The sequence below is a fragment of the Serratia marcescens genome (genome assembly GCF_001902635.1).
In the GTDB taxonomy this organism is placed as follows: domain Bacteria; phylum Pseudomonadota; class Gammaproteobacteria; order Enterobacterales; family Enterobacteriaceae; genus Serratia; species Serratia marcescens_F.
The window spans coordinates 276,868-299,120 of the sequence record NZ_MJAO01000003.1 but is presented as its reverse complement, the minus strand read 5'-3'; the positions used below and the strand labels follow the sequence as shown (position 1 = coordinate 299,120).

General features: G+C 49.3%; 19 protein-coding genes. 7 read left to right on the top strand and 12 right to left on the bottom strand.

Annotation, left to right across the window (positions count from 1 at the left end):
• Nucleotides 1-189: 189 nt before the first annotated feature.
• Nucleotides 190-1,311, top strand: coding sequence for an integrase (locus BHU62_RS04475; protein ID WP_073529335.1), 1,122 nt, complete (start codon nt 190-192; stop codon nt 1,309-1,311).
• Nucleotides 1,312-1,513: 202 nt separating this feature from the next.
• Here BHU62_RS04475 and BHU62_RS25185 read toward each other — a convergent pair whose 3' ends face one another.
• The 9 genes from BHU62_RS25185 to BHU62_RS04435 form a co-directional block, all read right to left on the bottom strand.
• Entirely contained in the window at nt 1,514-1,687 is a 174-nt protein-coding gene (locus tag BHU62_RS25185; protein ID WP_171971292.1) for a hypothetical protein, read from the bottom strand.
• A 105-nt stretch (nt 1,688-1,792) separates the two neighbouring features.
• Complete coding sequence (locus BHU62_RS04470) at nt 1,793-2,122, bottom strand: DUF5983 family protein (RefSeq protein WP_073529334.1); 330 nt, start codon at nt 2,120-2,122, stop codon at nt 1,793-1,795.
• Complete coding sequence (locus BHU62_RS04465; RefSeq protein WP_073529333.1) at nt 2,119-2,487, bottom strand: TA system toxin CbtA family protein; 369 nt, start codon at nt 2,485-2,487, stop codon at nt 2,119-2,121. The genes BHU62_RS04470 and BHU62_RS04465 overlap by 4 nt, the downstream gene beginning before the upstream one ends.
• A gap of 58 nt (nt 2,488-2,545) precedes the next feature.
• Nucleotides 2,546-2,884, bottom strand: a complete 339-nt coding sequence (locus BHU62_RS04460; RefSeq protein ID WP_073529332.1) for a type IV toxin-antitoxin system YeeU family antitoxin — start codon at nt 2,882-2,884, stop codon at nt 2,546-2,548.
• Between the two features lie 28 nt (nt 2,885-2,912).
• Complete coding sequence (gene radC, locus BHU62_RS04455; RefSeq protein ID WP_073529345.1) at nt 2,913-3,392, bottom strand: RadC family protein; 480 nt, start codon at nt 3,390-3,392, stop codon at nt 2,913-2,915.
• A gap of 27 nt (nt 3,393-3,419) precedes the next feature.
• The gene (locus tag BHU62_RS04450; RefSeq protein WP_073529331.1) at nt 3,420-3,878 is read right to left on the bottom strand and encodes an antirestriction protein; all 459 of its coding nucleotides are present in this window, start codon (nt 3,876-3,878) and stop codon (nt 3,420-3,422) included.
• Nucleotides 3,879-4,188: 310 nt separating this feature from the next.
• Nucleotides 4,189-4,665 carry a hypothetical protein gene (locus tag BHU62_RS04445; RefSeq protein WP_073529330.1) on the bottom strand — a complete coding sequence of 159 codons (477 nt, stop codon included), beginning with the start codon at nt 4,663-4,665 and terminating at the stop codon, nt 4,189-4,191.
• 82 nt (nt 4,666-4,747) lie between these two features.
• Nucleotides 4,748-5,095, bottom strand: coding sequence for a hypothetical protein (locus BHU62_RS04440; protein WP_073529329.1), 348 nt, complete (start codon nt 5,093-5,095; stop codon nt 4,748-4,750).
• Nucleotides 5,096-5,864: 769 nt separating this feature from the next.
• Complete coding sequence (locus BHU62_RS04435; RefSeq protein WP_073529328.1) at nt 5,865-6,722, bottom strand: hypothetical protein; 858 nt, start codon at nt 6,720-6,722, stop codon at nt 5,865-5,867.
• 980 nt (nt 6,723-7,702) lie between these two features.
• Between BHU62_RS04435 and BHU62_RS04430 the strand changes: the two genes are divergently transcribed.
• The 5 genes from BHU62_RS04430 to BHU62_RS24815 all read left to right on the top strand — a co-directional run bounded on the left by BHU62_RS04430 (nt 7,703) and on the right by BHU62_RS24815 (nt 10,793).
• The gene (locus BHU62_RS04430; RefSeq protein ID WP_073529327.1) at nt 7,703-8,272 is read left to right on the top strand and encodes an inovirus-type Gp2 protein; all 570 of its coding nucleotides are present in this window, start codon (nt 7,703-7,705) and stop codon (nt 8,270-8,272) included.
• A gap of 143 nt (nt 8,273-8,415) precedes the next feature.
• Entirely contained in the window at nt 8,416-8,622 is a 207-nt protein-coding gene (locus tag BHU62_RS04425) for a helix-turn-helix transcriptional regulator (RefSeq protein WP_044031785.1), read from the top strand.
• A gap of 334 nt (nt 8,623-8,956) precedes the next feature.
• Nucleotides 8,957-9,772 (top strand): hypothetical protein, encoded by an 816-nt coding sequence (locus BHU62_RS04420; RefSeq protein WP_073529344.1) that lies wholly within the window; start codon nt 8,957-8,959, stop codon nt 9,770-9,772.
• A 402-nt stretch (nt 9,773-10,174) separates the two neighbouring features.
• Nucleotides 10,175-10,519 (top strand): hypothetical protein, encoded by a 345-nt coding sequence (locus BHU62_RS04415; RefSeq protein WP_071841658.1) that lies wholly within the window; start codon nt 10,175-10,177, stop codon nt 10,517-10,519.
• 61 nt (nt 10,520-10,580) lie between these two features.
• Complete coding sequence (locus BHU62_RS24815; RefSeq protein WP_139159378.1) at nt 10,581-10,793, top strand: hypothetical protein; 213 nt, start codon at nt 10,581-10,583, stop codon at nt 10,791-10,793.
• A gap of 68 nt (nt 10,794-10,861) precedes the next feature.
• On the opposite strand, the gene BHU62_RS04410 is transcribed toward BHU62_RS24815, so the two are convergent.
• From BHU62_RS04410 to BHU62_RS04400, 3 genes are all read right to left on the bottom strand, one after another.
• The gene (locus BHU62_RS04410) at nt 10,862-12,961 is read right to left on the bottom strand and encodes a peptidase domain-containing ABC transporter (protein ID WP_044031790.1); all 2,100 of its coding nucleotides are present in this window, start codon (nt 12,959-12,961) and stop codon (nt 10,862-10,864) included.
• On the bottom strand, nt 12,954-14,228 hold the full coding sequence (locus tag BHU62_RS04405; RefSeq protein WP_044031791.1) for an HlyD family secretion protein: 1,275 nt from the start codon (nt 14,226-14,228) through the stop codon (nt 12,954-12,956). Before BHU62_RS04405 ends, BHU62_RS04410 begins: the two co-directional genes overlap by 8 nt.
• A gap of 125 nt (nt 14,229-14,353) precedes the next feature.
• Entirely contained in the window at nt 14,354-17,875 is a 3,522-nt protein-coding gene (locus tag BHU62_RS04400) for an AAA domain-containing protein (RefSeq protein WP_073529326.1), read from the bottom strand.
• Between the two features lie 595 nt (nt 17,876-18,470).
• Here BHU62_RS04400 and BHU62_RS04395 point away from each other — a divergent pair.
• Nucleotides 18,471-22,253, top strand: coding sequence for an OmpH family outer membrane protein (locus BHU62_RS04395; protein ID WP_073529325.1), 3,783 nt, complete (start codon nt 18,471-18,473; stop codon nt 22,251-22,253).

Here is a 22,253-nt window from a genome sequence, read left to right as displayed (position 1 = left end):
CTTCCTTGGCATCTCAGCACCTACGCTAACAAGCTGGATACGCTCTGGAAGACTGCAGGCAACAAGAAAAGACCCATCAAAAACAAAATCACCATACCTAATCACTCGCCAAGCTTGTATTGCCGCGCTTAACAATCCGATCCACACTGTGCCGGTGAGCGCGGATGATGCACATGAGGAGAAAGCAGCATGTCATTATTCCGCCGAGGGGAAACCTGGTACGGCAGTTACACGTCGCCAAGCGGCAAAAGAATTAAGGAATCGCTTGGGACTAAGGACAGACGCCAAGCGCAGGAGCTGCACGACCGCAGAAAAGCTGAACTTTGGAGAATAGACAGACTAGGAGATTTCCCTGAGGTCACATTTGAAGAGGCGTGCTTACGCTGGCTGGAAGAAAAAGCGCACAAGAAATCACTCGATGCAGACAAGGGCCGGATCGGATTCTGGCTCATGCATTTTGAAGGGGTATTGCTGAAGGATATAACAGAGGCAAAGATTTACACAGCAGTCAGCAGGATGACGAACAGGAAGGCAGAGGAGCGATGGGCGTTAAGAGCAAAAGCTCTTGCCAGGAAGGGAATTGAGATTAAGCCACGGAAGGCTGAGCCTGTATCTACCTCAACAAAGGCAAAGCACCTAGCGCTGATGAAAGCTCTAATGCGTGCTGCAGAGCGCGATTGGAAGTGGATTGAGAAGTCACCAGTAATCAAGGTGCCACAGGAAAGGAATAAGCGCGTCAGGTGGCTTGAGCCATCTCAAGCGCAGAGACTTATTGATGAGTGTCCTGAGCCGCTTAAATCCACAGTGGAATTCGCGCTGACTACTGGCCTTCGCCGGTCTAACATCATCGAGCTTGCATGGTCGCAGATCGACATGCAACGGAAGGTGGCTTGGATTTATCCTGAGGATAGCAAATCAGGACGGGCAATTGGCGTCGCTCTCAACGACACCGCTTGCGCCGTTCTGCGGAGACAAATAGGAAACCATCATCGTTGGGTGTTCGTTCACAAAGACCCGGTGAGGAAAATGCGAGTAGATTCTAACACTGCGTGGCGTGCGGCGTTAAGACGAGCTGGCATTGATGATTTCCGCTTCCATGATTTGCGACACACCTGGGCGAGTTGGCTGATCCAATCCGGGGTTCCGCTTTCTGCACTTCAGGAAATGGGAGGCTGGGAGAGCATCGAAATGGTACAGAGATACGCTCACCTTGCGCCTAACCATCTAACTGAGCATGCGAGGCAAATTGACGCGATTTTCGGAGGTTTAGTCCCAAATCTGTCCCATGATGAAATTGGAAAGACGGGGTGAAAGGCGTAACTCATTGATACTTAATGGTCCCTATAGGATTCGAACACAAACCATATAACCCTTGTTATTACAGAGTTTTCCTCTGTTCGAAAAACGCCGGAGCCCCCAATTAGGCCCCCAATCGTATTTCGCTGAAAACATCAGCGATTTCGAGCCTGGTGATTGTAACGGTGAACTACCATGCTGCCAACATCTCCAAATGTTACTTGGCGAAGATGTCGCTCATCTTTTCTATAGGCCTCAGGTGATTGGATGTCAGATGTGCGGTTCTCAATCTGCGCCAGCGCGGCGTGGCGCCCTGTGACAATACGTTCAATGCTGGTGGAGCGCGTCCCACCTTGGTATGCCCGGTGCGCACTTCAGGTTCGTTCTGCATGTTTTTTCTCCATAAGTACAAACGCCCGCCAGTTGAGGGGCGGGCGTTATACAGTGATGTCGAGGAGTGTTTACTGGAGAAATGGCGGTAGCGATGCTGCAGGGGTTACCAGTCAAACGTGGCAAATCCAGGCAAAAGATCGCCCGCAGCGTCCAAGTGCAGGAATGCTATGTGGTGGCGTTGTATCAGCGTAACGACCAGCCGGCGACTGGCTTTTGATAGCCCCAAGCGTTTAAGCTGCAATACCGGGTGTAGCCAGGCATTGAGCCGAATCAGGTACCCCGTACCGGTGAAATGACACCATTCGCAGTGCCCGAACTCTTCTCTCTGATGTGAAGTGTGATACAGCAGCGTGTTGTCCTCATCGGTGATGTGTGCCGTACTGCACTGGATCCCTTTGAGCAGTGCGTCACTAGGGAGTGTGTCGCGGTTCATGGTCGCTTGCCTCCCTGAATCGTTCTTGTGACATCCTGATAACCGGCTCGCGTCATAAGGCCGCAAGCCCGGCGGGCACGTAGAATATCTATGACGGTCACGCGGGGCGATTGCGCCTCACAGGTGAAGCCCCGGCGGTCAATGCGTACCAGATCAAATTTTTCCACCATGGCATTCAGCGCATCCGCGAGGGAGATTCCGCCATCGATATGGGCGTGTATTACGGCATCGTCGCTGAATATGGTGTCGTTGAGTGTCAGACCGTAGTGCTGCACCAGAAGGTAGGTGAGCAAGGACTGCCAGACGGTTATGGGGGGCGGGCATGTTTGGGCCGCCCGTGTGGGTGACGCGGGTACTGTTCGCATAAGGCGTATCTCTTTGTTGGATAATAAAAACGGTGTGAGACTAAAAATGTGGGGCGTTTTACTTGGGCGTTTCAGGTGTCGGATAAATCGAGAGATAAACGTAGCCGTATGAGCCCAGGCTATCGGCTTCGCAGGTCAGGCCATGGCTATACAGCGTGACACAGTGCTGATGGCGTGGATTGAGTTCACCGGAGAGCAGCATCAACTCCAGATGTTTGATAAATTGCGGAAAAGCCTTCTCCAAATCATGGCGCTGTGCATCGCTGAAAATCCCGCTGATGTCAGCACGGTCGGCCAGAAAATGCAGTCGTTCTCCCTCTTGTACCAGACGTGCGCCAAACTGCGGCGTGACGTTGCGTTTCAGTCCCCAGGATGGGATGTTCTTGGTTGATGGCATGTTGTTTCCCCTTGAGACGTCGTACGGATCATAAGAGCCCGTGTTCGGCGAACGAGTACACGGTCAGGCCGCCGACAATGCAGTGGTCCAGTACCCTGACGTCAATCAGCGCCAGCGCGTCCTGTATCCGCTGGGTGATGAGTCGGTCTGCCTCGCTGGGGTCGGCATGTCCGGAAGGATGGCAGTGCGCGACAATGACCGCCGCGGCATTATGTTTCAGTGCGCCCTTCACGATTTCACGCGGATGCACCTGGGTGCTGGCAATGCTGCCGCTAAACAGGGACTCATGCGCCAGCAAGCGATGCTGGTTATCGAGATAGAGCGCCATAAAGACTTCGCGCTCCAGCCGGGCCATCTGCAGGCGCAACCAGTCACGCACCATGAACGGGGCTGTGAAGGGCTCACCCGGTTTGCGTAAATGCTGCTCCAACAACGCCAGTGCGCGTTGAATGGTGCGTTGGGTGGGTAAGGGCAGATCGGAGATTGCCGGAGATAAGGTGATATTCATCATGATGGGGTGCCGTTGTCTGGAGGGTTAGTCGATGATGCGCATAATGGCGTTGCTTTCGGGATGGCTGAGGGCGTAATCCCGCAGGCGATAGTAGTGTTCGGTCATGGCATCGCATTCGGTGCGGCAAGCGTGGTGGCTGTAAGTGATGAGACAAGCAATGATGCCGGCGGCTTCATGCCCCACCGTTGCGCTATTGCCGTTAAGGGCATTAAAGAGCATGTACTCGCCTTCGGTGGACGGGATAATGAATGCTCCCCCGTTACTGAGGGTGTAAAACTCCCAATAATCTCCGTGGTAGTCCTTACACAGGAGGTTGAGCCAGGAAAATATCGATGACTCGAGGTGAAGCCATTGCGGAATGTCACCAAAGTGCTGTAGCCAAAATGACAGGCGATCTTCGTCATTAACGAGGCTCGCGGTCAGTGTTAAGTGGTCGATTATCGGACGTGTTGATGGTGCGCTGTCGGCAGTATTCTTTTTCATAAATATTATTCTTAGGTTGAGGTAGATTGGGCCGGGCAGCAGCCGGCCACGGTGAGGACAGCGAGAAACGACGGTATAACGTCATAAAAAATGCCCCGCTCGGATGAACAGGGCATGTTGGTGTTGCTCGGAGATTACAGGTTGTCATTGCCGGAGGGACCTCTCTGACAAGAGTGTAGTTTTGAGGCGCCTCAGCCAACTATCACGTTGGGGGGAGTACCTGCGTGTTGAGGCTGAACTCACTTCCCGACCGGAGAGTCCGGCACGGGAAGTGGGTTATCGTCAGTGAATAAACGTGGAGGGGTAAAGATTAGTTTTCACCGCTGGGAATGGCGGCGCCGACTTTACAGTCGGATTGCGAAAACGCGGGCAAAACCTGTCCGGCGTCTTTCAGCGTAAAACGGGTGGTTTGCATCCCTTCACCGCTAACAATCACCGTCTTGCCTTTGCGCAGCTTGTCCCAGGCGAAGCGCACGTTATCCGCACCCACGCGGGAGAGCACGTCGTTGAATAGGATGGGGTCACTGCCATCAACAGAGACATAAAATGACCGCGTTTGCGTCCGCGCATCATAGTTGGTCATTGAGCGACCCGCAGCATCGGTGAACATCACGAACATGGCCTTATAGGGATCGCAGCCGATGTAGAGCTGCGATTGTCCCTGGCCACGCACGCTGTATTCTGTCGTTCCCTGCCCCCACCCACTGCCCCATGGGCCGGTTTCGGCCTGAGCTATAAGAGGTGTCGCCAGGGCACAGCAAAAAAATCCTGTCATCAGTGTCTTCATGAGGTTGTTCCCTTTCGTTAATCATGTTTTCCAATTTATTGCGGTAGGTCAGGTGCGCTTCCCCCCTGCCAGTCAGTCGTCATCAGTGCACTATCAGCGCAATGCCCAAGAAGACGCCGCCGGCCAAGCCAATCAGTTGGGGCCCACAAAGCCAGAACAGACGCAGCCCCACCAAGCTGAAGAAGCCGCCGGTGGTATAGACCGCATCGGGATGCGCGAGATTACGCAAGAACTGACCCAGCAAGGCACCGAGGCATCCCAGCGCCGTGCCGACGACGACCGCGAGTATCAGCGTACCGGTGCCGGCCTCCTGGATCTGGCCGGCGGTATTGCGCGTGACCACCAGAAGTGAAAACAGCAAAGCGCCAATACCCCATCCAAGTAAAGAAGGGGTAAGGCGTGAAGATGCATGCTGTGGGGAAGTCTCCATAGACGGTTGTCTCCTGTGTGACAGTCATATCGTGAGGAAAGGCTATCCGGCTTCCTGCTGCCGAGAATGGTGGTGTGCCAACGCGCAGGGTAAGTGATGCCGGCGTGGCTGTTTGAAGGGCTGAAATCCCGTTGGGAGGAGAGAAATACGGTATCCGCAACGGCGCCCTGGCCGATCTTAATGACGGTTGAAGGCCAAAGATAATGGGTTGTACAGATCAATAATTCGAAATCGATCGTTGAAAACGATCAATCAACTTGCCTGCGACGGCGTGAATACGCAAACATGTAACGTATTGTTGTAACGCGTTTTATTCCATATCCGCTCTGAGTGACATGGGAAGGCGAGAGGCTGTTCAACCCTTGTGCTTGTCAGGGCCGTGTACGTCGGACCGGGTGGAAGAGGACGATTTTGGGGCCGATGGAAACGGTGGCCCACCGGGTTGCAACATCAGCCACAGACGTATAGCCAGGGTTAGCAGCGTACCGAGCGTTCGAAAAATACGGCACAGGGTTTGCCAGGAAAAAAAGAGCGTCCAGCACCGTTGCTTCGGCGCCTGGTAAGAAGAAGGCATGACAATATCTCCAGGTAATGTGACCAACAGACAGAAAAGCGATTCTGTTGGATATGCATAACTGGGATATAGGCGTGAAATTTTTTTGAAATGCTCTTCAATGAGGAAACGTTTATGCCAATTTTGTAAAATATTGCCCCAGCATCCTGTACCGTTGCGCTGGGGATTATCACTTGACCGGTTTTTGGGTTATTTTTACGTCAATTTGTCAGACTCCTGCTCAATGAGCGCATTAAAGTACTCATCCATGGTCATTCTGTTTTCATTGAGCAATTTTTTTAGCTTGTCAATATTTTCTTTTTTAAGATAAAATTGCTTGCTGACGCTGGCTTTTTGCTTTTTCAATCTATGGCTACGCTGATTAATTGCCGGCTTTATTTTCCTGACAAGCAGTTCCTTTTCTAAAGGATGAGTGAGGTAAAAGTCCATATAATTAAGAATGGATAGGTATTGCTCTTCATTGTCTAACGGAGCATATTTCTTTTCGATATCATGCCCGTGGGAACATAAATATTTCCACGCATATGAAACAATATCTTCATCATCTGGCGAAAGATGCCCCCCCAGTGAATCATCTTCTTTAATTTCATTCCATCTACTGACCAGTTTACTCCAGCGCTGATCATCATCATTCAGGTGGAGTACTTTATGTTTTCTCAAAACCTCTCGATACCGCTCTTGATGACTATGTGGAATAAACCTTTTAACTTCTCCTCGCGGCATACTATCACGATTAGTACAATAGATTTCTGTCCATAACCAAAAACAAGCGCGTTTGTCTTTCTTAATCCAGGCCACCTCATCTTCAGACGGAGTTTTTTCTCTGAGTGAATAATGCATATCAGAAATTACTTCATTTATTTTTTCAGGCGTATCTCTGAAATACGTCCTCAGAGAGTTATTGAGATAGCTGCAGATATCTGACGGACCATCAAATGGCTCGAATCTACTTATCCTTATAATATCCTTCCGCTTTAGGTAATCGATGAAAAAGTTACATTCATCCCTGTCATTGTTAGACAGCAAGGTGATTTTTTGGAGTGGAGGTGACATATACAGTTTTCCTTAACCAGATGAAATAGCTTGATTACACCGTAATTATTGAGTGATTGTAGCATTGTTTTTGCGCGTTTTTCATCTTGTTTTTCCGTTGTTTTCACAGAACTTTTCACTGACTATTCACACTGTTTTTCTCGCAGGGATGTCTGTTATCACCGGTTTTCTCGGCCCTACTTTCATCGCTATGGCCTGTGGCTTACCAGCAGAGGTGTCGTGGCTGACAGTATACCGGTATGGGGATTTTTTCAGGATGTGTCATCTGAGTTCCCCCCCCCCTGGAAGAGACCTTAATGTATGACCTTATAAAATCGGCAAATGACTGAGTAAAAAGGGGACATCCTGATATCAGCAAGTAATACCGTGTTCATACACTGCTACACTCAAGAGGCCAGCAGTATCATGGGGTGAGGTCATTTTGACGGCATGAATATCAGCGGCATTATGAACGATGAAATAAAACATTAAGGTACTTAGTGTTATTTAATAAAGAAAGCAACAATACGTATTTTCATCTGTACATCCACGTACTCATTTCTATGAGCTATCCGCACTCATGAATATTGACTCTTATCTGTACGTTACCCTTTTGATATCGGATAACAGGCCGGCTTATGGACCTACTCATTAAAACCTGGGATTGCAATATTGCATCAGACACATCACTGTGTGCATTCAGCTCGCGTTTATGCATAACACGGGTGACGACTCAGTGTCATACCACACGTCCAATCGCATCGCGTGTGCTTCTGCTACCACTCTTCAATTATTGGTTTATGTCGCTTAGCGATGTAGTTAATGTCATCGCCACGAATTAATAGCCCATTCTGAGAAATGCAGGGTGCACTGAATATCGGTAGGCGCATCTTCCGTGTATCGCTGAGGAGACGCAATCGGGTCATGCATCTGGGGTCGGAGATAATAAAATACGCCATCGGGGTATTCCATGAGGACCTAAACAGTAAACAGGAAAACCGATGAATCATGTCATAAACGAAAATCACCCCGCGGATAAGTCGATACAGCGTATTTTGTTAACGCATCAGGATGCGCTGTTTGAACGCTATTCAAAACTACTGATGTTCCGTGTGGATCTTGCCTATCGGCGTGAAAGCTTGTCATTTCACTTTGCTGACGAAAATCAACTGGCTGCCCAAATGACTTACCTAATGCAGCAGTGTTCTGATATCCCGGGAATAGTCGGGTATGCATGGGTGATGGAATACGCGGAACGGCATCGCTTCCATGTCCATGCCGCATTTTATATCGATGGACAACACCACCGGAAGATCTGGTTGTTCTGGGAACAGATAAAACATCTCTGGGAGAGGATCACGGAACTTGAAGGATATGCACATTGGTGTGAGCCCAAGTCCTGTTATCGGGTTCGGGGCGAGAGAGTTGTGGCGGCGTCTGATGTGCGAGGCCGCAGAGGGATGCAATACATTCTGAGCTATATGGGGAAACAGGAGCAACGTACGGCGCGGCCCATTTACCGGGTGAGTACTGTTCCGGCCCCTGTCAGAAGAGGGCGACCTCGCCGCTGACAAGCCGGCCTGGACAGCGAGGTCTTAACCCGCCAGGGATGGCATAAGGCAAGAGGTTAAAAATTACGTCGCTCCGACATCGTTTGAAGACGTTTCGCTGGTTTCACAAACGCCTTCTCCCTTCCACCTCAGGAGATAAAACGATGACAAACAAATACCCTCTACTCAGCGACCAATTTGTTGACATGGCCTTTATCACTCGGCTGACAGGCCTGACGGATAAGTGGTTCTACAAGTTGATAAAAGACGGGGACTTTCCGAAACCCATAAAGCTGGGACGCAGCTCTCGCTGGTTGCAAAGCGAAGTTAACATCTGGCTGCAATGTCGTATAGATAAATCCCGTGCGTAACACCATTGAGCCAATGGCCGTTCAACAGTTACCCCATTTCTTACGTCACCATCCGATAAATAATCAGACAACCTGCAGGGCAAAGGCGGCACACCACGTCGGCGGTATACTGCCCTTCCCAAACTGAGCTATTCAGCGTCATTAGCCAGACAGCTGACGGCAACGTATTCCAGCTACGTAGCCAGCCCTTCTTGTTTCATCCAGTACTCGGCTTGCTGACATAACCTCTTCATAAAGTACCCGGAGAGCGAAGAATGAAATGGTTCTGGGTACCGACACCGATGTTCCCACAGTACATAATGAAACATAACCTGAAAACAACACGGGACCGATGATGACTAAAACTACTAACAATGTTGCTGTACAGACGCTTCAACTACTGAAAGAAAAGCTTAACGACTGGCGAAATGGAACGGAACCAGCTTGGCGCTCGACATGGCCAGTTTTTGAACGGCTTATCATCCGACATGACGAAATGCAGGCAGTGTATGCCGAGTTGGGCGAGATGATGCTCACCACACAACAACTTTGGGTGTTCATGGAACAATGCGTTTTTGCCGGCGCGTTTGGAACAGCCGAACAACACGCAGCCCTGCGAGCGGAACATGATGAGTTGACCTCGCTCAATGAGGAAATATCGATTATGAGCATAAAATTGGCACAGCGTCTTCGGCGCAGGAGCGATATTCTTAACAGAAACGGCAGTTTCAGCATCGATAGAATAGTCAGGTTGACGGATTACCTTGATGCGGCCGGTAGTGAAAATGGATTATACCGCTCATTTATTCAGCCAAAATTGGAAGAGTTAAATGACTTCGATCTTAAATATTGGCCAGATATCGCCGATGTGTTGCAAACACTAGGTGAAGAGCCTGTGGAGATCGAGTTTCTGGATGATGCTTCCGAGGCCATTATTAGCGCGCGCCGACCATCGTTGACCGATTTTTTCAAAAATTTTTTCAGTCATCTGCATGATGTTTCCGATGGTTCTTATTGTCTGCTGCCGAAAGAATTTCGGATATCTGACGGAGGTATTGCAACATTGGCAAATATTTTATGCGATCTGGCGCCTGAGCGAATGCTCGACGAAGGGTATGTAAAACGCCTACGACAACGGTTGAGAGAACAGAACTTCACTGCGGTATGGTAACGCTAAAAACGTCAAAAGAACGACGGGCTCAACGGTAAAGATAGCTCAATGAAAGATCTCATACCCACTGAACTGTCATTCTGCGAACTGCCTTCTTGGCATGACCACACGGTAAGTGTGGCTGATCATATTGCTCATTGCACTATGAGGGTCGGCATGCCAGCCAGCATCAACATAAAACTGAGCAAGCTAACTTACCATTTCAAACGCATTTAGAAATGATCGCACCGGGTAATAACGCAAGCGAATGCGAAAGAAAGACTCATTCAGCCAGTAACGATTGTAAGAAGAAAACTTAAACCTTTCTAACTGATCCCTCTTGAATCCTTCTCGCGAGTAGGTTAATAATTGAGTGCTTTACACAAATTTACATAGTGGCTTCATCATCAAAAGGAGTTGTTTATGAAAGTTATTGATCCATCTATGCTGGATTTTGTCTCTGGGGGACGCGGTAATAATGGCGGTGATCGCACTGATAACGGAGGCCGAACTTCAAGTTCTAAAAACGGACGAAATGGAAACTACTCGGGTGATATGTACGGAAAGTATACTTCGCCAGACTGCGTTAACGGCATAATCGGCGGTACCTTGAGAGGCCCTGTCGGATTGGCAGTAGGCGCTCTTACGGGAGGCTGTTTCAAAGATGCGAAAAGTGGTGGTGGTAACGTTGGCATGGGCAAAGGCGGCAATAAAAGCAGTGCAGGTAGCTGCAGTGGTAAAAACGGTTCTGGTGGTTGCAGCTGGTAATTTTAGTTAAATTCAAGCATAGGCAATACATTGCCTATGCTTGATAATTATAGGGATGAATATGAACATTATTTTTCGCTCTTTTAGCACCATTGTAGGAATTATTGTTGCTGCATCACTGCTTAGCGGTGCGGGCGTAGCATTTACGACATTTTATGCAGCGCCTAAAAACCTTTCTGTTTTTGTAATTACAATTATCTTCGTACTTGCGATCGTGAAAATTTTTGATATAGCTACCAAACTTTGCTTTCCTAATACATCAAGAAAGAAATAGATTTTAGAGTATTGTTTTCAGGGGTAACTATATCCTCCATCCGTACTCGCGAGTACGGATGGAGATTACTAGACTAATCGGATAACTCTATCGGCGGAAGCAATCGTCGTTTCTCGGTGAGCAATGATCACCCGCGTAATGCTAAGCGCCTTTATCGCCTGATTCACACTCGCTTCACTTTCCTGATCCAACGCACTGGTGGCCTCGTCCAGAAACAAAATTGCCGGCTTCTTGTAAATGGCTCTGGCAATGAACAATCGTTGTTTTTGCCCACCGGACAGCCCCTCCCCTAGTTCGCCAATCAGTGTTTCATATCCCATAGGCATGCGTAAAATCACTTCATGCAGATAGCTGGCACGGGCACAGGCTTCCATCCAGGCATCGTCCATCTCGTCCGCGAACCCGCAAATGTTTTCTCGGATCGAGCCGGAGAACAATTTATCGTCCTGCATCACACAGGCAATCATCTTGTGGTAATTATTAATGCCGATCTGGCGGATATCTATACCATTTACCTCAACACGCCCTGCATCCGGGGGAAACAGCCCACATAGCACCTTCATTAACGTTGTCTTACCAGCACCGGACGGACCCACGATGGCCACGCTTTCGCCCGGCGCAACGCTGATGTCCAGGCCATCAAAAATAGCCGGTGACTGACTGTCGTAACGATAACTCAGAGCATGGGTCATCAATCCCAGAGGCTTTAAGTCCGGTGCATAAGGAAGGTCAGGTTTGCGGTCCTCCCGCGGATGGAGGGCGATATCAGCAATACGTTCATTATGCAGGCTCATCATGCGCAGCTGCAGCAAAAATTCCGTCAGCGACCCGATGCGGTCGGAGAACTGGCCCCGAAAGGCGCCGAACGCCACGAACATGCCGATGGTCATCTGGTTATCGATCACCAGGCTGGTTCCCAGCCACAGAATGACGATCTGGTCACACGCCGCTATGAAGGTGTTGATCCCGCCAAATAGCATGTCCATCCTCGTGACACGGATACCCGTGTTGATGGTATCAATTTCAAGGTTTAGCCAGTGAGCGATGCGGCGTTCTGCCATACCCTGCATTTTGACGGTAGCGATACCGTACAGCGTTTCCATAAAATACGAGCCGGCCCGAGCCTCTCTCACCAGCGCCTCCTCGGACAGCTGACGGTAATATCCATAGGTAAGCAGCCGCATCAACACATAAAGCGCGGTGAAAGTGAGCACTACCCAGGTCAGCCAGCCGCCATACAGTACCATCATCACCAGCACGCCGATCACCATGATGCCGTCCATGATGGCGCCGACGATACTGGTGGTGAAAGTGCTACGCAGCGTATCCAGTGAACCGAAGCGTGACTGAATGTCACCCAGCTTACGACGTTCAAAGTAACCGAGTGGCAGGCGCAGCAGGTGGGTAAACAACCCGGACTGCCACTGAACGTTGATAAGCGTTGCCATGACCAGTCCGGACCAGGAACGCACCATGCCGATGGCAGCCCTCAACAAGATAAAGAGCATCAACCCGGCGCAGATGAGCGTCAGTAACCCGCGATCGCCAGCAGGAATGGCGTGATCCATCACCAGCTGCGTGCCGATGGGCATCACCAGGTTGATGGTTTCGAACACCAGAGACAGGCAAAAGATTTTGCCGAGCGCCCCCTTGAGACCGTGTACGCTGCCAATCAGCGTACGCAGGTGTATGCGGTGGCGAACGCTGTCGGCGGTAAAGGCGCTGCCGGGCCAGGCCTCAAGCGCTACGCCGGTGAAGCTGTGCGACAGTTCCGTCAGGCTGACAGTTCGGCGCCCGCGCGCCGGATCATGCAGCACTGCGCGGTGGCCTTTGACACTAACCAGAACCACAAAGTGGTTGAATTCCCAGTGCAACAGACAAGGCATTTTCAGTGCGCCAAGTTCGTTCAGATCCAGCGACAGAGGGCGGGTACTCAACCCCAGCTGTTCGGCAATACCGCTCAATCCAGCCAATGTGGCACCGCGGGTTGACAGATTGAACTGTCGGCGCAGCGCGATCAGGTCGATATTTTTGCCATAGTGGCCACAAATCATCGCCAGACAAGCGAGTCCGCACTCCGAAGACTCGGTCTGATGCACCATCGGAACCCGGTGGCGCAGCCGCAGATCCAACTGGCTAACCAATTTTTTGAACGAGAGCTTATTCATTGACCGGCCCCGTTGCACTGTGCTTCATGTCGTAGAACGGTGACAGCATCCATTGATAAATCTTCCTTTTTTCCAGAAACAGGGTGCTTTGCGCTTTCATGCCGTTTTCCAGGCTCAGACGTTTACCGTCGTAAGCAATGGATTGTTTTTCCGGGATAACGATCACCTTGTAGTACGGCACGGCAGCGGTCAGCGCCGCTTTGGGCGCTCCCTGGTAGGTCAGCATTTCCTGCGGCGAGGCCGGGGCTTTGGAGATGACGGCCACCGTACCGGCGAACTGGCCGAATTTCTCCGCCGGAAAGGCGTCATAGCGCACATTAACTTTATCGCCGGCGGCGATGTAAGGGATGGCGTCGTTAGGCACCCAGAGCACCAGGGCATAGTGATCGATGTCATGGGGAAGTACCTGCAATAGGCTGTCGCCTACGTTGACCATTTGGCCAACCGTGACGCTCAGCGAATCGACGCGACCGTCGGCCAGCGCACGAACGATGATCTCCCCGCCGGCATCGATGTTGAGCAACTCCTTTTGCAGCTCATAACGTTGCAGCTCCATCTGGTAAATCTGATTGTCAAATTCGGCAGCCTGAATATGGATTTGGCTTTCCAGCGCAGTGATCTGCAGGGCATTCTGTTCGTTCTGGCCGGACAAGCCCAGCAGGTTATTTTGCTGCTGGTAATACAGCGCCACCTGATTGGTGAGTTGATCCTTATTGATCAGCCCCTTGGTCTGATAGTGCCGGTAGTTCTCCATGTTTTCCTTCATGATACGTATCCCTTCCTGGGCACGTTTGAGGATATCGGTGGAACGGGTGAATGCAGCGGTGTATTGCGCCTTCTGTTGTTCCAGCATGATGAGCGTGGCCTGCTTGCTGCTTTCCAGTCGGCTGATTATTTGCGCAATGCGTGCCAACTGGCCATTGATATCCCGTCTCTGGTTATCACTGACTACACCACTGCGTGTGCTTTTGCTGACGTCAATCTGGTAAATGGGGGCACCAACGGTGATCACCTGCCCTTCGGTGACAAATTGTTTGACCACTACCCCTTGAACCGTGGAGTAAACGTTGGCCGCGCGGGGATAGGTGCTGATCTCTCCGGTCACGTTGAGCCGCCGGGTATAAGTACCGGCGATAACGAAGGTGAGAAAAGCAACGAGAAAAAAGAGGCAGAGCCCTGCCGTGAGCCAAAAGGGAATGCCGGGCAACAGCAATGCCCGGCCACGCCATTTCATTTTCTGATTATCGATCGCTTCCTGGCGAAACAATGTATACCTGCCTTGTTCATCAATCCAATATTATTGGCGGAAGGGAATACCCCACAGAATTACAGCCAAAAAAAATCATTTTAGCGTCAGCCCCTGTTTAACAATTGAGGTATCTACGCCATAAACTAGCCTTGCAATTGACGCTGTTCCAAACTGGTATAAATCGTTTGAATTTCTCCTTTCAAGCTCTCGCCTCGGTACACCATCGATGTATCGTACCGTTGATACCTTTCTTCTCGCGCAGCACTGAACCAGTTAAACGAACCTATACATAGTAACCTTTCGTCCCCAATCACAATTTTACTGTGCACACGATTGACCAACTTCGTAGTGATGCCTATATCGTTTAATTTTTCCATGGCGTCGTTAAGGCGCCGTTGTTTCTCTTTGCGCTTTTCATAATTAGCATGTTCAGTATTAAAGCTTTTGTCCGTCACGACAGTAATTTCAATACCTCGTGAACGTGCTTGGACCATAGACGCCAGAAATCCGGTTTGTTCTAGCTTTTGCCAGGTCAACCACGGAGAAACGATGGTAATACTCTTCCCAATGGAGTCAAAGGTCTGGTTCAAAAACGCATCATGTTGCTCCACGCCATGCAGGGTCGATATCTGCGTTTGCTTTGCACTTAAATCTTTACGTTCCTGGAACTCAAACTGCAATGCGTTGCTATTCGAAGCAAACAGATATTTTGCCAGCAATCCTCGCGGCGAAGAGCCCGGTTGGATCTCAAACAGATCCATATCACCGAAGACTAGGAAACTATCTTTTGCCCGGGAGACGGCAACGTTCAGCATGCTGCTTTCGCTATCGATAAACCCACCATCCTCATGTTTGGAATAGACGGGGGAAAAGAGTATGAGCGCTCTCTCTGCTCCTTGCAGGGAGTGCACTGTACCAACCGTTAGCGAATCGTCATCACCGTTACAGTTAATATTGAGCTTATGCAATGCGGCCTTGATGGCGTTAACCTGCGCCGAAAATGGCGTAACGATCCCTACCACTTTGTGCAGCAAATTGCCGTAATGACGCTCTATTTCCTCTTTATGCACAGCTAGCCAAGCGGCTATCGTCTCAGCCTCAAAAGTGTTGTAACGGCTCCCACCATTCGCCTGCTGACCCAGACCATCAATATGCAAATAGCCCATCGCCGGAAGAAGAGTCTCTTTTTCGTTCCCCCGCTTAGGTTGTAACTTGCCATGGTAGCAAAGCGCGTTACAGTAGTTGATGATGTTATCGAAGCAACGACGGTGCTCATACAGGTACATCCCACGCGCCAGATCCGGGTCGTAGTGATAGCGAGAATTAAACTGTGCAATCTTCATTACGCTACCCGACGCAGCGCTTTTACCTGAATCACATATCAGAGAATAGGCATCCGTCAGTTCTTCCTGAGTGCCTCCAGGGAGGACTTTCTCCTCCACCATATTGCCTATATCAATGGCAGGTAAACTGTTCCAGATAGGCGCAATCTGTTCCGTATCGCCAATCACTAACGCTTTTTTCGCCAACGCGAAGGAAGCAGCTGCTACTTCTGGAAGCACCTGCCCCGCTTCATCAACGATCAGCAGATCGGCAAAGTTATATAAATAACTATCCTCAAATGTTTTCCCACCAACATGTTCCCTGATGGCCAGATGACGAGGAAGCATATAGCAGGTCATCACTACACAAGGGGTGAGCTTCATCCTGCGCTGCCAGCGAGCCTTAATCGCTCTAGCCCCTTTAAGACCTTTTTCTTTTTGAAGATTATCAATAGCGCTCATATCCATCAGCCAGCGCCCTTCCCAGTAATGGGTCGCGAGCAGGAATGCAGGGAAGCGGATTTGTGTATCAGCAAGCCCGTCGGCTTCAGCTAAACTAAACTCCTCCTCGCCCGTATGACCTAATGACTGGAGCAGAACGTGCCAACATCGGGCAGCCTCACTTTCACGTTGGGAAACGCCCTGAGCAAGATCGATTTGCTGTTGATACCCGCTTTGCTCTTTTTGTACTTGAGCAATAAGACCGTCGATATAGGCGTCTATTCCTTCCGGCACAATCCCCTGGAACTCGGTCATTTTTGGGCCAAACGTAGCGTCCAAGAAGAGCTTGATCTTATAATGGCGCTTAGTACGGATAGCAGGGATCCATGAAAAGAACGCATATATCATCGACTCGCTAGCGCGATATTGCTGCCACTGCTTTTTACCTTGGTTTAAAAATGTGATCTCATCCGTGCTGCCGAGCAGTAGCGTACTTTTGTCCTGAATATACTGGTCAAGATCTTCGCTGATGGCATTCCGTTCCTGGCGGATGCAGCTCAGTCTGTCCCATGCGAGCTCGATTTGCTTAAGCTGCGCGTACTGCTTGGTTAAACAGTCATGTAGAAGAGCCACGACACGTTCGGGCGAGCTGCAATCCGACGATGGGAACGCCATTCTCGCTCTTTCAAGATAAAATACCCGCGCATCTTCAACATACTCCAGGGATTCAACGCGATTAAAAAAGTCATCCGTCTGGTATTTGTTAACCGCTTCGGCCTTACGGCCCGAAGACGGGAAGTAAGCACCATAACTTTTCAGCTCAGGCAACCAGCGTCCAGCCATTGTTCCGCTGCCGATGGCAAAATCTTTACCGAACGCTTCAATGATGTTGGTCACAGCCTGATTGTTGGTTGATGTAGCAATCACTACCGGTGGCTCAGTTTTATTAAGGGCCGCTCGTGCCCATTCAGTAGCAATAATAGAGAGAACCAGAGTGGTTTTTCCGGTTCCTGGCGGGCCATTGACGGCGAGGATATCACCCGGCTGCTGGGTGAGGTAATGGCTCAGAGCATCGCGCTGCGCCATAGCCAGCGGGAACTCATCCCCGGAATGCCCCAGCCGCTCACTGAATTTTACATTAGCGGCAAGTAGCGGCTCTACAAGCGGCCTGGCCATCGAGGCAAAACGAGATAGTAGCGGAACATCTTTTTTACACATCAACAGATGATCGTACAGAGGAAGAATATGGATGCTGGCCCCACCGGGTTGGTTGGCTTTAATAATATAGCCATATCCTGCCAATTCGTATTGCTCGTGGGTGTCAACCCATTTTCCAGCCACATTTTTCAAAAGAATGTTTGTCTCGGTCAGGTACCTCTGCCACAACTGCTGATATCTGGCACACCGCTCTGACCGCTGTTCATCGGTTTCTTCACGCCGTTCCTGTTCGCCATCAACACCAAAGGTGAATGAACTGTGCGTCGTTCTGTATTTGTCATACTGCTCCATCTCGCCGATAGAGAAGGTGCCCTTGGGAAGCGGTTCGAGCAGGTCACGAGGGATAGTGGCAGGTGCTATGGGGAATAGGAAACCTTCGCGGTTCAGGAGTGCTGAAGTCACCAATGGTGTAATGATAGCTGGCGCGCCTGCCGTCCGCGCTTTGCCATGCTTTAGCAGACGATTCCAGACTTTTGGCCGCAATATCACCTCGACCGTTTTAACCGTATCGCCTTCTCCCTCAAAGAACGCACGGGCGCTCTCTTCATCCAGCCGTCCCGTGGTGATATCTATCCACCGGGTGAATTTATCTGCATCTTTATGCTCAAATGCCCCTTTGCCAGATTCGGCATCTGCTAAGGAGTTACGCCAGTATGATGTAAATCCTTGAGTATTACTGTCCATCCATGCCCCATAATCTAATGAGATTTATTGATTTCGTTGATATACATGCAATTCATGATTAAACATTGTCCACGATGCGAACACGATCGCAATAATTTGTTTGTTTTGGGATTGACCGAGTCATGAAAGATACCTGTGTTTACCGTTGGTAACACGTAAACTTCGTCCCGAGTGACATCCAAAGTCTATTGGCGACTCCGTCCCTATTCAGATTGATGCAAGATAAGACGCTATTCTAAAGGGCTTATAGGTATATAGGCGAATGCTAATGATTTTTGCTCAATAGAATGGCTTATATATCTGACAATAGCGGCCGATTACATGCATGCATTCATTATTATAACAATCATTATAATACCGAATGGTTATTACATTGTTAATGTGTTTCTTGATTTTCCACGGCTACTTGTTTTTGTGATTACTACACATGAAACAGCTTAAAATACACCTTAAGATAATCGTTAATTTTAAATTTTCAGTTCGGTATACTCACGGCTTATATGAGAAATGGAAAATCATGATAATAAGTTAACATTCTTAATAAGATAGCTATGCTAGCTGGTTCACTACGACATTTATACATGGAGGATATGGTGTGGGTAGAAAATCTCGGGAGAAGCGGGAACGAAAATCGGTAGCGCAGGAGACTGACTACGATTTTTTGCTACGCGAGATGTCCAAATTTCGAGGATTAATGGCTGATGACATCGATAAGGGAACACATTTCCATGAGGGCTTAGAAGCAGTACGGGGATTATTCCGCCAATATAAAAGTCTCGACGTTGCCGTTGCTTTAAGTACTTCTGAACTGTGGCCAGCTAACACTGGCAGTCCGATAAAGCACATTTTTGCCTGGTGTGTTCTTTTGGAGCTTCCGTGTGAGTCTCAGGAAGGCATGTCCATTGATAGCTATGCAGATTTCAAAGCATTTACGAAAGCAATGTATGCAGCATGGCCTGAATTCCCGATGCTCGAGGATTTCTCCCCTGAGACTGATTGGGGACAAATCAAGGTACGCCTTGCCCAAGAGTTCGCTCCGATGTTCTACGGCAGTTGTATTGAAAGGACGCCTGACTTTGTAGAAGCATTCCGTATTACCTACGCACATATTCCTGAAGCACAAGCCCATATGGATCTTGCCATTGCACTGCAAACACGGATCATCGAGTCGATTCAGGCTCCCATTAGTACTACCACTGTCGAGGCACAATGCGCTCATGTTGAGATAGTCCCCGAAGACTTCTGGCTGGCTTGTAGAACAGTGTTTCATCAACTCAGTGACGAGCTAGCGAACTGGCGAGATAAGGCTGGATATGCGTTTGATGTTCATTTTGGCACTTTTAAAGCACCATTGAGCTCGGATGCTTTCGGAAATGCAGTGATGCAAGGTATGGCGCTGCCCTTCTTGGCGCTCGAAAAAGATGGTACATGGGTGCCGATGTCAGTACGTAGTGCTCCTAGCCTCATTATTGACCATTGGGCCAACAAAAATCTGACTGGGGTTAGCCCCTCTACACATAGGAAACTTGCAGAGTTCGTCGCAGAACGATTCCAAAGAACCCTTATGGGGCCTCTGACTCTATATGTCGACGGTACCGCCTGCAAAGACCTGCCTATTAGTTGTATCATCCCTAGTGATTCTGGGGTATATCTCATTTGCATGTGTGACCACGTATCGAATGATCGCCTGTCAAACGTAGCGGAAAGCATATACGCCAAGGTAAGCCGTGGTTCGCCGATTTTCTTCCGTCTTGGTGACGGGCGTTTCCTTTCTCTATCCAGAGATGGGGAAGAACCTGGAATCGATGAACTTCACATCCTTATTGTCGTGACACTCGCAGGTACTGCATTTAGTTCCATCGACATCCCCTCCAGCCCAACCCGCTTGCTGCCGCTGACGGATTTCATCACAATTTTCGATAGTCTTAAAGATCTCAACGAATTAGAACGCTATTGGAAATTTACAGATGCTCAGAACCGCTCTCTTAGCCCATTTTCCCGCGGAGCTGCAGACCTGTTTGCGTCATTCAAAGACACGCATGGAGTACTTGTCGAAGGAGCTATATCCCCTACATTTATCGGACTAGATCCTCACTGGGGTACCTCTTGGCGCTTTAAGGTACTGACAGACTTCTGGTCGTATGCACCGAAGGTATTTCCAGACAGTTCTATCGGCTGGACACTGAGCCCTTCAACTGAAGGAGTTATTCGGCTCGCATCTCGCAATCGCAAAGCGATTGCATATTCAACATCGGTTGGCTCCTGTACCGTTCAAACATTAATTGAAATCCCCAAAGAACTTCGCACCGAAGATGGTCGCCTGATAGACCTTTTTGCCCAACTTTTAGCAGACTGTAGCTACCGCTGTAGCGAAATGATGTCTGATATCTTGCTATTTAGACAACCACATGTCTTGTTTTCCTGCTTACCGGATCCATCCAGTCTTGTTGAAGCTGAAGAGATTCCTTCTTCTTTAGACGAATTTATGCAGGTGGTCACTTCAGTCAACGCGGACTCCAACAACCCCGGTTTATTTCACGTTCAAGTTGATGCACGCGCAGTGCTTGCCGGGCTCAACCTTGCCAAAGATGGCTCCTTCGAGGTTCGTTGCTTACTGGAAACAATAGAAAAATGTCATGCTGCATGTAGTCTGAAGATGCCCAATGACTTTGCGCAACGGTTTACTAACAGAGCATCACAAGCTGCCCGTTATCATTTGAGAGTTATTGCCCGGAATATTGATGTCCCAGACTACGTGCATCCTATAATTCCTTCACCCACCGATTACAAACTTGCACGCAGGCGACTGGCTGCAGAAATCATGGAGCTTGGCCTTGTTCCTGGCCGATATGAACTGTCAGATGCCAAGGCCAGGATTGATCCTTCCAGTACCCGCATGCGTCTTCATATCGAGAGTCGACTTGCAGCATTTGATAGGCAGCAGCTTCTGCAGGCATTCATTGAACAACACGATGCTCTCCTTGTTACCGAGAGAACGAAAATTCAACGAACCCGTCAGAGTCTTGCTCATGAAGTTGAGTACGACAGACTTGATGCGATTGAACAGGCATGCAAAGAATTCGGAGATAAGGCTCGGCATTATCGATATCTGTTGGAAAAGACCGTCAGTTTATCTTCAAACGGTGTAGATGACGTTACAGAGGATGTACTACGGGAGTTAGTAGGTTTGGTGGATTGGTTCATGGTGCTGACTGGTGCCAGTGATGCCCTTCACAATGGCATAGATGTGGGGGGAGTTGAAATCGACGACTCGTATATTCCTGAAGTTTTCTATTCGGCAGGTTTTGATGATCGTAAAGCTGTTTTTGCAAGGGAGAACGCAAAATCCAGACTGGGACTCGGTGCAAATGACAAAGATGCGGTAGAAGGTGAATCAGAAGATTTACTGTCATCAGAGAAACTCAAAGAGGCTTTTATAACCGACCTGGGCTTCGAACTGCAGAACATGCTCACTGCCCTCGCTGTTTTATCGCAAGCTCAACGATATGGGTTTAGCGACGAACTTTCACTGTCTTATGTTGCTACACCGGATCGCCTCGCGCAAGGATTGGCTGACAGTATCGATAGACTTGACTATTCTGAGGCCCAAAAAATCGTTGCTTTTCTGACTCTTTCGGAAGCAGGTGTTCGTAGACTTGCTGGACGGGATATCGATGAGGGAGATATCCCATACTGGGAGCGGAACAAGCGAATCGATCGATACACAATTAAGCCGCTGGTAATTGATGGTACCGACCTGCGTTGGGGGGCCGAATCAGCAAGCCGGGCAATGTATATTTGGATGTCGGCGGTACGAGACGGTTATTTGCCAGCAGAATTTGATTGGCCTCATGTTAAGCCCGTCATTCGCGATGTTAAGGAAAGCATTGAAAAGCGCCTCGAGCTTCGTACAGAGGAGATTTTTCGCAGACATACACCATATGTTCTGCGAGGTATCGATTTCTTTAGACGATTCCGTGGGGAGAAATTTGATGACGTTGGCGACTTCGATGTCTTCGCATACTGGCCGGAAGATAATTTGCTCGTGACGGTAGAGTGCAAGTACAACCAGCCACCATATACGATGAAAGATAGTCGTCGTCTTCGTGATCGGATATTTGGCAAGGCAGAGAATGACAAGACAGGACAGTTTAGTCGTATCTTAGGCCGCCGAAAATTTCTCGATACTCACCGTTCAAAATTGCTGAATCTTCTCCAGTGGCCACTGCCAAAAGATGTTCCTTTCAGAAATATTGAACTCTATGTGAGCCGCGATGTGTATTACTGGATGGTTCATCCGCCATATCCTGTTCCGACCCATTTTGTGCCTGTAAACACCCTGGATACATGGATCAGAACCGAACTAAGCATAACTTGA